This window comes from Hyunsoonleella sp. 2307UL5-6, assembly GCF_047345485.1.
GTDB lineage: Bacteria > Bacteroidota > Bacteroidia > Flavobacteriales > Flavobacteriaceae > Jejuia.
Genome location: NZ_JBLFEN010000004.1, coordinates 387558 through 404780, shown reverse-complemented (window position 1 = coordinate 404780; position 17223 = coordinate 387558). Strand labels below are relative to the sequence as shown.

At 32.1% G+C, this 17223-nt stretch carries 8 protein-coding genes; 5 read left to right on the top strand and 3 right to left on the bottom strand.

Translation table 11 applies throughout. The features are described 5' to 3' along the window. Positions 1 to 94 precede the first annotated feature (94 nt). The 3 genes from ACKGJY_RS09845 to uvrB all read left to right on the top strand — a co-directional run bounded on the left by ACKGJY_RS09845 (position 95) and on the right by uvrB (position 12295). Positions 95 to 4942, top strand: a complete 4848-nt coding sequence (locus ACKGJY_RS09845) for a choice-of-anchor L domain-containing protein (protein WP_413973711.1) — start codon at positions 95 to 97, stop codon at positions 4940 to 4942. A 148-nt stretch (positions 4943 to 5090) separates the two neighbouring features. Next, positions 5091 to 10265 carry a T9SS type B sorting domain-containing protein gene (locus ACKGJY_RS09840; RefSeq protein WP_413973710.1) on the top strand — a complete coding sequence of 1725 codons (5175 nt, stop codon included), beginning with the start codon at positions 5091 to 5093 and terminating at the stop codon, positions 10263 to 10265. Between the two features lie 26 nt (positions 10266 to 10291). Continuing rightward, positions 10292 to 12295: an excinuclease ABC subunit UvrB gene (gene uvrB, locus ACKGJY_RS09835; RefSeq protein WP_413973709.1), complete on the top strand. Its 2004-nt coding sequence runs from the start codon at positions 10292 to 10294 to the stop codon at positions 12293 to 12295. A gap of 50 nt (positions 12296 to 12345) precedes the next feature. On the opposite strand, the gene ACKGJY_RS09830 is transcribed toward uvrB, so the two are convergent. Continuing rightward, entirely contained in the window at positions 12346 to 12759 is a 414-nt protein-coding gene (locus ACKGJY_RS09830; protein ID WP_413973708.1) for a TerB family tellurite resistance protein, read from the bottom strand. 365 nt (positions 12760 to 13124) lie between these two features. On the opposite strand from ACKGJY_RS09830, the gene ACKGJY_RS09825 reads away from it, so the two are divergent. Then, a complete protein-coding gene (locus ACKGJY_RS09825; RefSeq protein ID WP_413973707.1) occupies positions 13125 to 13403 on the top strand; it encodes a DUF1456 family protein in 279 nt (92 codons plus the stop codon). A 37-nt stretch (positions 13404 to 13440) separates the two neighbouring features. Here the strand turns inward: ACKGJY_RS09825 and sucC are convergent, their stop codons facing one another. Then, positions 13441 to 14631, bottom strand: a complete 1191-nt coding sequence (gene sucC / locus ACKGJY_RS09820) for an ADP-forming succinate--CoA ligase subunit beta (protein WP_413973706.1) — start codon at positions 14629 to 14631, stop codon at positions 13441 to 13443. A 207-nt stretch (positions 14632 to 14838) separates the two neighbouring features. On the opposite strand from sucC, the gene lysA reads away from it, so the two are divergent. Further along, entirely contained in the window at positions 14839 to 16074 is a 1236-nt protein-coding gene (gene lysA / locus ACKGJY_RS09815) for a diaminopimelate decarboxylase (RefSeq protein ID WP_413973705.1), read from the top strand. A gap of 81 nt (positions 16075 to 16155) precedes the next feature. Here the strand turns inward: lysA and ACKGJY_RS09810 are convergent, their stop codons facing one another. Then, positions 16156 to 17115 carry a T9SS type A sorting domain-containing protein gene (locus tag ACKGJY_RS09810; RefSeq protein ID WP_413973704.1) on the bottom strand — a complete coding sequence of 320 codons (960 nt, stop codon included), beginning with the start codon at positions 17113 to 17115 and terminating at the stop codon, positions 16156 to 16158. Positions 17116 to 17223: the final 108 nt, after the last annotated feature.

Sequence of the window (17223 nt, the reverse complement as noted above, 5' to 3'; positions counted from 1 at the left end):
TATCGATTATTTTTGCGTTTCATCTAAAAAATATTTACTTTCGAACACGCTTTACATCTTTTAAAAGTTGTAATTTTATCATAAATTAAACACATTGAAAAAGCCCCCACATTTCAATTTCATACTATTTACACTTTTTTTTAGTGTATATACGCTTACTGCACAACAAATTAACGTTAATGGAAACGTTACTGTAAACCAACTTATTGAGGATAATTTAGTGGATGGCTGTGTTGAAGTTTCAAACGTAACATCTGTAGTTAACGGAGATGCTAATGGTTTTAGAAGTTTTGGCGAATTTAGTCGTGGTAATTCTAATTTTCCTTTTGAGAATGGTATTATGCTTTCTACAGGTCGTGCCGAATCTGGTGGTAATAATTTAACAACTACAGATTTAAGCGAGGGATCAACGACTTGGGGAACAGACACAGATTTAGAAACAGCATTAGGAAATAATAATTTTTTAAATGCCACAGCAATAGAATTCGATTTTGTTTCAATTTCAAATCAAGTACAATTTAATTACCTTTTAGCTTCCGAAGAATATTCGGGTATAAACCCCTGTCAATTTTCTGATGGTTTTGCATTTTTAATTAGAGAAGCGGGAAGCACTGCACCTTATCAAAATATCGCAATAGTACCAGGTACATCTACACCTGTAAGCACTAATACAGTTCGTGATGAAATAGTTGGTGTTTGTCCTGCTCTAAATGAAGAATTTTTTGACGGCTATAATATTGGAGATACTAATTATAATGGTAGAACAGAAGTTTTAACTGCTACTGCTTCTATTACACCTTATGTACAATATCATATTAAATTAGTTATTGCAGATCAAAGTGATCAAACATTTGATTCTGCTGTATTTATTGAAGGCGATAGTTTTAAAATATTAGATCTTGGAGAAGATATAACAACCTGTGCAAGTTCTGTAACTCTTGATGCTGATATACAAAATTTTTCATCCTCATATCAATGGTTTTTAAATGGTAGTACAACACCTATTATTAATGAAAATAGTGCTACTCTAGAGGTATCACAACCTGGTACTTACAGAGTAGAAATTACAACACCGCTTGGTTCTTCAAGTTGTATTGAGGAAGATGAAGTTGTTGTTACAATAGAAAATGAAATAAACTTAAACACTCTTTCAAATTTTCAACTCTGTGACGATTTGAGTGGTGACGAAACTGAAACTTTTGATCTCTCAACTAAAGATGCTGAACTGGAAAGTATTATAGCATTTACAAATTTCACATATAGCTATCACTTGTCTGATGCTGAAGCACGTTCTGGTAATAATGCTATTACTAGCCCTATTCAAAATTCATCATTATCTCAACCCATTTTTGTTAGAGTTGACGATTTAGATTCTGGTTGTGTTGGTTATACCACATTTAGTCTTGTAGTTAATACAATACCAACTATTACCGAACCAACAAATTTACCCATATGCGATGATGATAATGACCCTAGCGATGGTTTTACAACTATAGATTTAAGCGTAAAAGATGATGAAATAACGGCTGGGGATACAAACCTATTTGTAACCTATCATTATAATGCTTTAGATGCTGATACGGGAGACAACCCAATACCTATACCATATATAAATACAAATACACCCACAGAATCTTTATTTGTTAGGGTTATTAACCTTACTACAGGTTGCTATACTACAAGCACGCTAACAGTAGATATTACCAACAGCCCGATAGTAAATAGAGAACCAGTACCTTTGGATGGATGTGATTCTGACCAAGACGGTATTGATACTTTTGATTTAACCGAAGCTATTGATGATATATTAGAAGGCCTTACTGGAGTTGTATTAACATTTCATGAAAATTTTGATGATGCAAACGAAGGTATAAATGTAATTGCTAATGAAACTAATTACCAAAACATAAGACCTGATGTACAAACCGTTTTTGTTAGAGTAGAAGATAATATGACAGGTTGTGCTTCTATAGTGCCTTTAGAAATTCATACAAATTTATTATTAACAGGTACAGACACGGGAGAATTTGCTTTATGTGACGACCCTTCAAACGATGGAATATCTGGCTTTAATCTATTTGTAGTAGAAACTTATATTGCTAACGAACTTCCAGATATTGTAGTTACGTTTTATGAAACTCAAAATGATTTTGATACTAATAACCCATTGGATAAAAACCAAATTTATAACGCAACAAACCCAACAAACCTAATAATTAGTATAGAAAATGGTAATTGTGCAGAGGTCTCAAATATTAGCTTAATTGTTAATCCCGTGTTAGTATTTAACCCAATTGATCCAATTCCATTTTGCGATGATAATGATGATGGTATTGTTAGTATAGAATTAGCTGTATATGACGAGATTATAACTGGTGGTAATACAGATTTTACGGTATCATATTTTGAAAATCAAACCGATGCTGAAACTGATTTTAATCAACTACCACCATTTTATAACAACACATCTTCAACCGAAACTATTTATGCTAGAGTTGAAAATATAGAAACACAATGCTTTACCATTAATTCTTTTGATATAGAAATACGCCCTGCGCCACCTATAACTCAACCAGCGCCTTGGTTAATTTGTGATACTGATGACGACGGAATAGCAATTGTTAACCTAGAAGATAAAATTTCAGAAATTGTTGCAAGTACAACTGGTTTAAATATAGATTTTTTCACATCAGTAGAAGATGCAAATACTAACACTAATCCCATAACAGATAGAACAACTTTTGAAACTGAAACCCAAGATATTTTTGTTAGGGTAGAAGATACCACAGGTTCTGAGTGTTTTGCAATTGCAAATCTAGAAATAATTGTAAACACACTACCTATTATAACTTCAATAAGTAATTTTCAACTATGTGAAGATGATAATGACGAACGTACAGAATTTTTATTTGTAGACTGGGATAACGAAATATTAAACGGTCAAATTAATAAAGAAGTATTTTATTTTGAAGATGCTGCGTTTACCTCTCCTATTGATAAAACTAGCTTTTACACAAACTCATCTAGTCCGCAAACTATATACGTACGTGTAGAAAATACTACTGATGCCGCTTGTAATGCAACATCATCTTTTATTATTGAAGTTGGTGCTAATCCTGATTATATTGATCCAGGCTCTTTTTTAATCTGTGATGATATTAGTAATGATGGTATTGGCGTTTTTGATTTAAACGAAAAAATAAACGAAATTTCTGAAAACTCAACAACTAACCTAGATATCAATTTCTTCACTAACGAACAAAACGCTATTGATAATGTAGAGGCTGTCCCATTAGAGTTTACAAATACCTTAAACCCACAACAACTCTATGTTAGAATAGATAATCAAGATTCTGATTGTTTTGTTATTGAAGATTTTGGCATTACCGTAGTAGCCGCTCCAAACCTCTCTGAAGCTAGCCCTTTCGAATTGTGTGATGATGACTATGATGGTTTTACAACTTTTGATTTAGATGATGCCGAATATGAAAATTTCGATCGTATACAAACAGGAACTGTCGTTAATTATTTCGAAAATATAGAAGATGTTGAGAATGATGCTTTAGCCATAACAAATCCAAACACTTATAGCTCAGATTCTAAAACCGTTTACATAAAAGTAACTAATACACTTACAACTTGCTTTTCTGTATTACCACTAGAACTTATAGTTATACCGCTGCCAACAATACAATTTAGTGGTACTCAACAAATATGTGATAATGAAACCAATACATTTGATTTATCAACTATGGATGACATTATAGTTGAAGACTTAACTACTGTAGCAATTACTTATTTTGATAATCCCACTGATGCGCAAGATAACGTAGATACGCTAGACAATATATTCAATTACACCTCTAGTAGTCATGTAATCTATACACGTATGGAAGATTTAGTTACCAATTGTATTGGCTATGGTAGCTTTACTCTACAAATTAATGAAAACCCAATAGCTAATAAGCCTGCAGATTTAGTGTATTGTGATGATGATTTTGATGGTATTTTACAATTTAATCTTTCTGAAACCGAAAGTGATATTTTAGGAATACAAAATTTAACTAATTACGAAATTACATATCATATAAGTAACGAAGATGCAATAGCAGATACAAATCCCTTAAATGTATTACGTGATGTAAATCTAAACGAAATAATCCATGTTAGATTAGAAAATGGTGATACAGGTTGTTATAGTACTACAGATTTTATTACCGAAGTTTTACCATTACCCATTATTCCCATAGACGACGTTGTTGCTTTATGTACAGATAATCTTCCACTAACCATAAGTGCTGAAACAGGTATTAGTGGCGATAGATATTTATGGTCCACTGGAGAAACTACTCCAGAAATAACCTTAATGGGTACTGATCAAATTGGTGAGTATTGGGTTACTGTTACCAAAACTACAGATTGTGAGTTTATAAAGAATTTTACTGTTATAGAGTCTCAACAAGCTCCTTTAAACCCAAGTACAACGGTAAACTTTACCGATCCTAATAGTATAACTGTAAATATAGAGGCTAATGCAACTGGAGATTACAGATTTATTTTAGATGATGGCGAACCACAAACATCAAATATTTTTGATAATGTATCTATTGGCCGCCATGAAATTACAATTCTAGATTTAAACGGATGTTCTCCAGCATTTGATACTGTATTTATATATGATATTCCAAAATTTGTTACCCCTAACAATGATGGCTTTTTTGATACTTGGCATATTACAGGTGTAAACGATTTACCAGGTACTCAAGTTTTTATATACAACAGGCATGGTAAACTTATTAAAATGTTACCTCATACATCTTTAGGTTGGGATGGTACTTTTAATGGTGAAAATATGCCCGCAGATGATTATTGGTTTTCTGCAGATATTGTTCAAGATGGCGAACGTTTTAATATTAGAGGACATTTCGCTTTAAAGCGATAATGACTTTAAATCTCCTAAATTTTTATATTTCTTTAAAATAATTTTAGTTTTCAACACTAAAAGTTAAACCTTAAGCGTTTTTTTAAGTCTAAAAGACTTAAATAACATATATTTAGGTTTTGTTCATAAATCTACAGTACATATTTTAATGATTAATAGTCGTCTACTAAAAAAGTTACTCATATTCTTAATTATTTTAATAAGCTATAAAGGCTTTTCTCAATTAAGTAAAAGGCATTATATACCACCATTAACGTACGCTAATTCAGGAAGTTCAACGCCTCAGGATCAATACATCTACCTATCAACACCAAGAACATCTGATGTTCCTTATACAATAAAACCAGTAGGACAACCAGAAGCTAACTATATAACAGGTGTTGTTAGCAATACTAATCCTGTAGAAATATCAATAGGTAGCGGTGGCAACACACAACTATTTATTCCATCCCCTTCATCTAGTGTTGTAAGTGCCAATAAAGGTTACATTATAGAATCTGAAGATGTAATTTACGTATCAGTTAGAATGAATGCAGGATCACAAGCTGGAGCATTAGTTAGCAAAGGGTTATCTGCGCCAGACACAACATTTAGAATAGGCAGTTATACTAACGAAAATCCACAAGACAACTACTTAAATTTTGTTTCTGTAATGGCTACAGAAGATGATACTCAGGTAAGTTTTAGTGATCTTCCTAATGGTATTATCATACAAAACTATACAGGACCAATACCAGTAAATATAACATTAGATGAGGGCGAAAGTTACGTTTTAGCTATTAATAGTAATGATACTAGCGTAAATACTGATGGTCTAATAGGTTGTCTCGTAAATTCAGATAAACCAATTGTAGTAAACTGTGGTTCTGCTAACGGAAGTTTTGGTGGTGGTGGTGCTAGAGACTATGGCATTGACCAAATTGTGGGAGAAAGTAAAATTGGTACAGAATATATTTTTGTTAGAGGAGATGGTACTAATGATTGGGAAAACGTCTTAATTGTTGCACATACAAATAACACTACAATCAATATTAACGGGAATGCTACAGGCATTACAATAAACGAAGGAGACTATTTTGTTATAGAAGGTAATAATTATAGTAATAGTGGTAATATGTATGTAGAAACCTCACAACCTGTTTTTGCGTATCAAGGTGTTGGTGGTTTAAACAATGGTGGTAATCCTTCAGAAGCCAACCAAGGCATGTTTTTTGTACCACCGCTTAGTTGCGAAACTAGAGGTAATCTAGACAATATTGCTAATATTAATAACATAGGACCATCTACCTATCAAGGTGGCATTACCATAGTTAGTAGAAGTACAGCCAATGTTACAGTTACTTCTTCTACAACTGGTAACATTAATTTAGGTACAGCTGCTAACGTAACTGGTAAGCCAGAATATATCACCTATAAAATACAAGGTATAAATGGTAATATTACGGTTGAAAGTGATGACGAATTATACTGTGCTTACTTTAACTATAGTGGTGCTGCTACTTCTGGAAGTTTTTATTCAGGATTTCCATCGCCGCCAGAAATTAATTTTGAAGCTGAATTCGAAGCATTAGGTAACTGTATCCCTAATGTAACATTAGAAGCTGCTAATGCTCAAAATTTCGATAATTTTAGATGGCTTTTTGACGATGGCTCAGGATCTGGATTTATAGATCTTATGGAAACCAATTCAAGCATAACTCCTAATATACCTGGAACCTATAAATTAATTGGTATTATAACCTGTACTGGCGAAGAACTAGAATCTATTGAAATCCCGGTAAGTATTTGTCCAGATGATAGAGATAATGACGGTATCATTGATAATATTGATATTGATAATGATAATGACGGTATTTTAAATTGTACAGAATCTAGAGGCGATGTTGTTATAGATATGTCAAATACAAGACCACCTAGATTAATATTTCAAGACGGAACAGTAAACACAACTATTGCAACCGATAATATCACAATAAACCGTGCCGGTCCTGATACAAGTACCTTAAACTTAACCGCAACTGGTAATATAATAAGCGAGATACCCCAAGATACTAATGCTGATAATGATTATACTATTTCATTTTCAGAACCTGTAAATGTTAAATTCTCAGAAGATACTACTACACCTCCGCATACCAGTATTGATGGTGAATTTTTTATTGCTAGTATTTTACCCGTAAACAAAAATATTACACTAGTAGATCCTGATGGTAGATTACTCGTAGATTCAAATTTTGATGGCATTTTTGAAACTGGAGTTACAATAATTTCTGGTTCTGAAATACGTTTTCAATTCAATCCATCTCCTAATGGAACAACACCTTATCAATTTTTTGCAAATCAAGTTGATGGGTTTTCATTTACTCATATTGTAGAAAACACCTCTGAAACGTCAACTTTTAATGGAAATATCTCATTAACCTGTTTTAAACAAGATAATGACTTTGATGGTATTAAAGATGAATTTGATTTAGATAGCGACAATGACGGTATCCCAGATTTTATTGAAAGTACTGGTAACTTAATTGCATTATCAGGTGTAGACGCAAACAATGATGGTTTAGACGATATTTATGATACTAATGCAGTACCTAACGATACAGATAATGATACTGTACCCGATTTTTATGATTTAGATAGTGATAACGATGGTATAACTGATTTAATTGAAACGGGAGAACTAGGATTACTTTCAGACACCGATTTAAATGGTATTGTTGATGGTCCAAATTTTGGAATTAATGGTTGGATAAATGCTGCCGAAACTACACCAGATAGTAATAGTTTAGGATATACTTTAAATGATTTAGATATTGATGGTGTGTATAGTTATATAGACGAAGATAGCGATGGCGATGAGTGTACAGATGTTATTGAAGCTGGTTTTTCTGATGGAAATATGGATACATACCTAGGAGACGCAGCAGTAATAGTAGATATAGTTGCTGATGCTACTACAGGCCAAGGTTTAGTTACTAATGCCACAGATGGGTATACGGTACCAGATGCTGATTATTTAACATTTAGCCCTATTACAATTTCGCAACAACCATTAAATCTAGAGGCTTGCGAAGCATCAACAGATACTTTTACAATAGTATCCGCAGAAGCTGAGGTTTTTCAATGGGAACTTAGTACAGATGGTGCCACTACTTGGACAATTATTACTGACGATACTACCTATTCTGGCGCTCAAACAGATGAATTAACAATAACTGATATTCAAACTACATTTAATAATTTTCAATATCGCGTAAAATTAGATAGAAGTGGTAATAGTTGTGGTTTGTATTCTGATGCTGCACTTTTAGAAGTTAATCCTATACCTGTAGCAAATAACCCAAGTACATACGAACAATGTGATGATGATAGTAACGACGGGCAATCCTTTTTCAATTTAACTTTAGATGAGATTAAATCTGAAATAAACCCCAATTTTGTAGCAGAAAATTTAGTTTTTACCTATTTCGAAACTGAAGTAGAGGCTATCGATAATACTAATCCTATTAGCACTCCTGAAGCCTACCAAGATGCTTTAGGCTTTACACCCGAAACGGTTTGGGTAAGAGTAGAAGACACTAATGGCTGCCGAAGCATTGTACCATTAACATTACAGGTAAATCCAAGTAGTGCTGCATTAACAACATTTAATCCGCAACCATTGTTTCAATGTGATGATGGAACTGATGATCGTGATGGTATCTCTATTTTTGATATGACAGCAATACGAGACGCTATAGAAACCAATGTTTTTAACACAGTTGCAGTTACTGTGCATTTTTATGAAACTATTGCAGATGCAGAATTAGAAAATAACGAAATAGCAGATATTGCTAATCATGAAAATAGTAACTCACCAAATGTACAAACCATTTGGGTGAGGGTAAAAAGTAATTTAGGAAACGATTGTTTAGGTTTAAAAGAACTAACTAATATTTTAAACGTTGAAGCATTGCCTATGGCAAATCCTGTTATTTTTGATAGAGCATGTGATATTGATACGACGGATACAATTTTAAATTTTCCCTTCGATACTTCACAATTAGAGGCTGATATATTAAATGGACAAAACCCAGCTGATGTAACTATCACCTATTTTACCGAAACAGGAGATCCGCTGTTATATCAAGATGGCACACAAGTTACCAGCCCAATTCAGCCCAGTTTTTTAACTGAAAATCAAAATATAGTGGTTAGGGTTACCAATAATAATACCCAAGACCCCGATGGTGCTTGTTTTGATGAAACCACAATTAATTTTACTATAGACCAACAACCTATAATAGCAAGTGCTATCCCAACACAAATAGAATGTGATGGAAGTGCTAGTGATATTGATGATGATGGATTTTTCCCGTTTGTTACCACAACATTTGCTAGTACAATACTAGGAAATCAAACCAATATGGAAATCGTTTACAATTATATAGATGAGAACGGATCTTCAATAACAAATAATTCAACATTACCTGATCCATTTCTTTCAGGTAATCAAACAATTTCAATAGAAGTTTTTAACCCAATTAACCCTTTATGTTCTGTAACAACTTCAGTTGAATTTGTTGTAAACCCTATACCAGAATTTGAAGTAGAAAGCCCAAGAATAGTATGTTCTTCAGATCCTACATTTAATATTAGTTTAGAACCTCTAGAAGTAAATTCAAGCGAAATATTTACGTATGAGTGGGTTTTTGAAGGTAACATAATCTCTACAAATGCCGTTTTAGAAAATGTATCTACACCAGGCACTTATACGATAACATTAACTAAAACCGATGGCACAGGCTGTTTTACAACTAAAGAGATTAATGTTGAATCCTCAGAAGCTGCAAACATTACTTTAGATGATATTACTGTGGCAGACATTTCAGATAACAACACCGTTACTGTAGATATTAGTAATATAGGTCGTGGTACTTATGAGTTTGCATTGGAAGAAGAAGGCTCTAATTTTATAGATTATCAAACTGAGCCTGTTTTTACGAATGTTAGAGCTGGTTTTTACACATTATTTGCCAGAGAAAGCATTTGTGGGATTACAGAAATACCTATCTCAGTTGTTGGAAGTAGAAAGTTTTTTACACCAAATGCAGATGGTATTAACGATTATTGGCAAATTCAAGGTATAAACGAAAATACGCAACCAAATACTATTATTTATATTTTTGATAGGTATGGGAAACTCATAAAACAAATATCACCAAGTTCAAGAGGTTGGGATGGCACATTTAATGGACAACTTATGCCAACTGATGATTATTGGTTTAAGGTAAACCTTCAAGACGGCAGAACATTTATGGGGAATTTTACCTTAAAAAGATAACCACATATTTTACGTAATTTTGCTAAATGAAATTCAAAATTGAATCAGAATTTAGTCCAACTGGAGATCAACCAGCAGCTATTAAACAACTTAAAGATGGTATTATTTCAGAAGAAAAATACCAAACGCTATTAGGTGTAACAGGTTCTGGTAAAACATTTACTGTAGCTAATGTTATTGAGGAGGTACAACGCCCTACTCTAGTTTTAGCACACAACAAAACACTTGCAGCGCAATTATATTCAGAATTTAAGCAATTTTTCCCAGAGAATGCCATAGAGTATTTTGTTTCCTATTATGATTATTACCAACCTGAAGCTTACATTCCTGTTTCTGGTGTTTACATAGAAAAAGATTTATCTATTAATGAAGAAATAGAAAAAATGCGTTTAAGCACTACATCATCATTACTTTCGGGTAGAAGAGATGTATTAGTAGTAGCCTCTGTATCTTGTCTTTATGGTATAGGTAACCCTATAGAATTTCAAAAAAATGTAATTACTTTAGAAAGAGATCAAGTAATTTCTAGAACTAAATTATTACATCAATTAGTGCAAAGTTTATACTCTAGAACAGAAGCAGATTTTAAACATGGTAATTTTAGAATAAAAGGAGATACAGTTGATATTTTTCCTAGTTATGCAGACGATGCCTTTAGAATTCACTTTTTTGGGGATGAAATTGAAGATATAGAGTCTTTTGATATTCAAACTAACGAAATTGTTGAAAAATATGATAGGCTAAATATTTATCCTGCTAATATGTTTGTAACTTCTCCTGAAGTTTTACAAGGTGCCATTAAAGAAATTCAAGACGATTTAGTAAAACAGCACGATTATTTTAAAGACATTGGTAAACACTTAGAAGCAAAACGCTTAAAGGAACGCACGGAATTTGATTTAGAAATGATTAGAGAATTAGGGTATTGCTCTGGTATTGAAAATTATTCTAGATATCTAGATGGGAGATTACCAGGAACAAGACCTTTTTGTTTATTAGATTATTTTCCAGATGATTATTTAATGGTTGTGGATGAAAGCCATGTTACCATTTCGCAAGTACATGCCATGTACGGAGGAGACCGAAGTAGAAAAGAAAATTTGGTAGAATATGGGTTTAGATTACCAGCTGCTATGGATAACCGTCCTTTAAAATTTGAAGAGTTTGAAGCCCTACAAAATCAAGTCATTTATGTGAGTGCTACACCTGCGGATTATGAATTGCAAAAAACAGATGGCGTTTATGTAGAACAGGTTATTCGCCCCACAGGATTATTAGACCCAATTATAGAAGTGCGCCCTAGTTTAAACCAAATAGATGATTTAATTGAGGAAATACAGGTTCGTGTAGAAAAAGATGAACGCACACTAGTTACTACTTTGACAAAACGTATGGCGGAAGAACTCACTAAATATTTGGATAGAATTCAAATTCGTTGTCGTTATATACATAGTGATGTAGACACTTTAGAGCGTGTTGAAATAATGCAGGATTTACGTAAGGGTTTATTTGATGTTTTAGTTGGTGTTAATCTATTAAGAGAAGGCTTAGACCTACCCGAAGTATCATTAGTAGCCATTTTAGATGCTGATAAGGAAGGCTTTTTACGCTCTAACCGCTCGTTAACACAAACTGTTGGTAGAGCTGCTAGAAACTTAAATGGTAAGGCTATTATGTATGCCGATAAAATTACCAACAGCATGCAAAAAACCATTGATGAAACCGAATATAGGCGCGAAAAACAAATAGCGTATAATACCAAACATAATTTAAAACCTAGAGCTTTAAACAAAAGCCTAGACAATGTATTATCTAAAAATTCAGTGAGCACGTATAGTTATGAGTTAGAGGCTGCAAGAGCCGCAGAACCTGAAAGTGAGTATTTAACTAAACCTGAGCTAGAAAAGAAAATTAGAGAAAAGCGTAAACTAATGGAAGCGGCGGCAAAACAATTAGATTTTATTATCGCTGCAAAATTAAGAGACGAAATAACAAACTATCAAGATAAATTAGAAAAGCTAAAAGTTTAAACTTTTAGCTTTTATATAAAGCCTATTATAAACGTATCCATTACTATATTTTAGTTATACTGTGTTTTAAAAATATCTATTAAAACATCTGGTGGTACTATTTTGTTAGGAAAACTTTCCATTAAATACAATACTTTTGATATAGATTCGTGACTTAATCCCATTCTTAATCCAAAATTATAAAGTTTAATTACACCAGCTGATGCCGAATTATTTCCATGCTCTTGTTCAATGTTCATCAAAAGTACTAACCTATGAAACTGCACAATTCGCTCACTATGAGATTTTAGGTGTGTATAATTTATGGGGTGATTAATTAAATAATCGAAATCTTCACGAGAAATATCTAATTGTTTAGCGACACCTAGCAAAAAATTATATTCTATATTTTGTATATCCTTATCATATTGCGCAAAGGCAATCATTTCTGATAAAAGACTTAGTTTTTCTACTCTATTAATCATGTTTTGAGGGTAATTTTAGATTAATTTAAATTTACACATAAAGGTTTTTTACTAATCGTAGATATAATACCTCTTGTCGAAAAGTAGAATGTTATTAGTCGGCTATTTTATCATGTTTATCAATGGTATTTTTTTTTAGTCTAAAATAAATGCACATCAACATTTAATCGATAATTTCAATAAATAAAAAATATAATCATTAATCTACTGATATACAGATATTTAATTAGGGTTAAAAAAGAAAAAACAAAGGTTTTCTATAGTAAATATTAAAGTATCTTTGAAAACTCAAGCAAAACGCTAAAAGCACATTTCTTATATTACATTATCGATGAAATGCATGTTAAAAATTTAGACACACAGATATGACAAACAATGATGTTTTAAAAAAACTAAGAGTAGCATTAAAGTTACGTGATGATGATATTGTAAAAATATTAGAGCTAGTAGATTTTAGAATTTCAAAAAGTGAATTAGGAGCATTTTTTAGACGAGAAGATCACCCAAAATATATGGAATGTGGAGATCAAATTCTCAGAAATTTTTTGAATGGATTAGTAATTCATATGAGAGGTCTTTTACCTCCAAAACAAAAATCTACTCCAAAAGGAGAAAATAGAACACAAAAAAAGAGCGATAAATAAATTAATCGCTCTTTTTTTAAATTTATATTTCAGCTTTCTAAGCTAAAACAGCTTGTACTTTATCAGCTGCTTCTTGAAATTCCGTAGCGCTTAACACATCAAGCCCAGAATTATCAATTAACTCTTTTGCTATATCTGCATTAGTACCTTGTAGTCTTACAATAATAGGCACGCTAATATTACCCATATTTTTATAAGCATCAATAACACCTTGTGCTACACGATCACAACGTACAATACCACCAAAAATATTAATTAAAATAGCTTTTACTGCTGGATCTTTTAAAATAATTTTAAAAGCAGCTTCTACCCTAGCAGCATCTGCAGTACCACCAACATCTAAAAAGTTAGCTGGTTCACCACCTGCTTGCTTAATTAAATCCATAGTTGCCATAGCTAAACCAGCACCGTTAACCATACAGCCAACATTCCCATCAAGGTCAACATAATTTAACCCTTTTTCTCCTGCTTCAACTTCAATTGGATTTTCTTCTCTTAAATCTCTTAAGGCAGCCAAATCCTTATGTCTAAATAATGCATTATCATCTAAAGACACTTTAGCATCAACAGCCATAATTTTATCATCACTAGTTTTTAAAACCGGATTTATTTCAAATAATGATGAATCAGACTTTACATAAGCTGTATATAAAGCAGTTACAAACTTAGTCATATCTTTAAAGGCAGCACCAGATAGTCCTAAATTAAAGGCTACTTTACGCGCTTGAAACGGTAATATTCCTGTACTAGGGTTAATTTCTTCTGTAAATATTAAATGTGGTGTTTCTTCAGCAACTGTCTCTATATCCATTCCACCTTCAGTAGAATACATAATCATATTTGTACCATTAGCTCTATTTAATAAAACAGACATATAATACTCTTCTGGTTCTGAATCTCCAGGGTAATACACATCTTCAGCAACTAAAACTTGATGTACACGCTTTCCTTCAGCAGAAGTTTGAGGAGTTACCAAATCCATTCCAATAATTTGTCCAGCAATTGTTTTAACGTCATCTAAACTTTTAGCAAGTTTAACACCACCACCTTTACCGCGTCCACCAGCATGAACTTGAGCTTTTATAACATGCCATCCTGTGCCTGTATCTTCGGTTAGTTTTTTTGCTGCGTTTACGGCTTCATCTGCAGTTTGTGCAACAATTCCGCGTTGAATACGCACACCAAAACTACTTAACAATTCTTTTCCTTGATATTCGTGTAAATTCATAGTTAACTTTTACATTTAAAGTGAAGCAAAAATAATTAATCACTTGTAATAAATCTAATATTTAACGTAGTATTGATAATTTTGGAAAACATAAAAATTGATTTTTTGTTATATAATTAACAAAATGTTTAATTTGTAATAATTTATGATTATTAATTTGTTTTTAAGACTAAAGAAATATCTTTGCATGAAATTATTTTAAAACTGATGGAAAACACCCAATTATTAAAGATTGCTAACGAATTTGGAAGTCCCTTATACGTTTATGATGGCGAAAAAATTGAATCACAGTATAATAGATTAACATCTGCTTTTAAATCTGTTAAAAAATTAAAGCTGAATTATGCTGTTAAGGCATTATCAAACCTATCGATATTAAAGTTATTTAAAAAATTAGGCGCTGGTATAGATACAGTTTCTATACAAGAAGTGCAATTAGGATTAGCCGCAGGTTTTAAGCCAGAACAAATTATATACACTCCTAATGGCGTAGCGCTTGATGAAATAGAAAAAGCCGCAAAACTAGGTGTTAAAATAAATATTGATAACTTATCTATTTTAGAACAATTTGGTACAAAGCATCCTAATATACCTGTTTGTATTAGAATAAACCCGCATGTTATGGCGGGAGGAAATGCCAATATTTCTGTAGGGCATATAGATTCTAAATTTGGTATTTCTATTCATCAAATACCACATTTATTACGTATTGTAGAAAATACCAAAATGAATATTAATGGTATTCATATGCATACTGGAAGTGATATTTTAGATATTGATGTATTTCTATATGCTAGTGAAATTTTATTTGACACTGCAAAAAACTTTAAAAACTTAGAGTTTATAGATTTTGGGTCTGGATTTAAAGTGCCATACAAATTAGGTGATATTGAAACTAATATTGAAGAATTAGGGAAAAAACTAGCTTCTAAATTTAATGCATTTTGTAAGGAGTATGGTAAAGATTTAACCTTAGCTTTTGAGCCTGGTAAGTTTTTAGTAAGTGAGTCTGGGCATTTTTTAACTAAAGTAAACGCTGTAAAACAAACGACTTCTACAGTTTTTGCTCAGGTAGATTCTGGTTTTAATCATTTAATAAGACCGATGTTTTATGGCTCTCATCATGATATAGATAATATTTCTAATCCTAATGGTCGCGAACGCTTCTACTCTGTTGTAGGTTATATTTGTGAAACTGATACATTTGGTAATAATAGACGTATTAATGAAATTAACGAAGGTGATATTTTGCGTTTTAAAAATGCAGGAGCTTATTGTTTTTCTATGGCAAGTAATTACAACTCTAGATATAGACCTGCCGAAGTATTATGGTATGAAAATAAAGCACATTTAATTAGAAAGCGAGAAAGCTTTGAAGATATAATGCATAACCAAGTTGAAGTAAATTTTTCTTCTAAAAAAGAGAAAATTTCAACGCATTAAAAGCAAAAAAAAGTGTTACGCATTAAGTAACACTTTTTTTATAAAACATTTTAACTGTGAGTACATTGTATTTTAAAATTTTTATAATTTTAAAAACTTCTTAGATACATTGCCTTTATTAGTTTCTATTACAGTAACATAAATACCAGATTTTAATGTTGTGACATCTATCTGCTTATTTGGATTTTCAAAGTTTAATACAGCTCTACCTGTTATATCAAAAACGCTAATTCCTTCTATAATAATACTGCTTTCTGCCTTAAACTCTAATAGGTGCTTAACAGGATTACTAATAATATTAATTTCTAAATTTGCGATTAATTTATCTTCATTTGATAATACAGTGGAAGATAAACTTTCTAATACAATTTGATCAATACTATCGCCAATTGGTGGATCTACCTGTACTCTGTTAAATCTAAATACCAAATCATTAGTATTTGCATCATAATAATTGTAAGTCGTTACTGTTCCTGGGAAATTAAAAAAAGCATTAAAATCTAGATTTTGGATAATTCGCAGTCTGGTGACCTCGCCATCAAAATTGCCTACTTTTAAATTACCCCACGCATCCACATCTACATTAATTGTGCTTGAACTAAGAATAGAACCATTAGCAGCATCACTCGTAAAGTTACCTTCTAATCCATCAGTATTTGAATAGCCAAAAGCCAATGGAAACGTACCAATGATAGCACTATCAGTGTATGTAGCTGTTATATCTTGCGCAAAAAACCCAGTTGTAGAAAGTTCTCCCATACTACTAGTTGCCAAATTTATGGTGCTTTGTAAAGTACCACCCTCAAAGGTTTCAATAGTAGATGTAGTACCATTTATTGTGTATGTATCAGTAAATACCTGAGTGGTAGGAACTAGATTCGTAAAATCCCAAGATACATTAGCTCCCATAGCAGATTGATCTATAGTTCCAGACATTACTGTAAATTGAGATCCATCCACACTATGAAATTGCTCGATATCTGTTTGAGAAAATCCCAAAAAAATAGTTAGTAAAAAGAGTGAAAGTAATTTTGTTTTCATAATTTAAATTTTTTTATAAAATTACAATTCTTATTTATCTTAGGAACTAAAAACATGTAAAAAGCACTATAAATTTGTTGAATGTTAAAGCTTTATATAGTTTTAGCA

Excerpts from the sequence above, each read along its gene's own strand:
- ACKGJY_RS09825 (WP_413973707.1), top strand. The coding sequence starts at position 13,125 with ATGACAAACAATGATGTTTTAAAAAAACTAAGAGTAGCATTAAAGTTA.
- ACKGJY_RS09810 (WP_413973704.1), bottom strand. The coding sequence starts at position 17,115 with ATGAAAACAAAATTACTTTCACTCTTTTTACTAACTATTTTTTTGGGA.
- sucC (WP_413973706.1), bottom strand. The coding sequence starts at position 14,631 with ATGAATTTACACGAATATCAAGGAAAAGAATTGTTAAGTAGTTTTGGT.
- lysA (WP_413973705.1), top strand. The coding sequence starts at position 14,839 with ATGGAAAACACCCAATTATTAAAGATTGCTAACGAATTTGGAAGTCCC.
- uvrB (WP_413973709.1), top strand. The coding sequence starts at position 10,292 with ATGAAATTCAAAATTGAATCAGAATTTAGTCCAACTGGAGATCAACCA.
- ACKGJY_RS09840 (WP_413973710.1), top strand. The coding sequence starts at position 5,091 with ATGATTAATAGTCGTCTACTAAAAAAGTTACTCATATTCTTAATTATT.
- ACKGJY_RS09830 (WP_413973708.1), bottom strand. The coding sequence starts at position 12,759 with ATGATTAATAGAGTAGAAAAACTAAGTCTTTTATCAGAAATGATTGCC.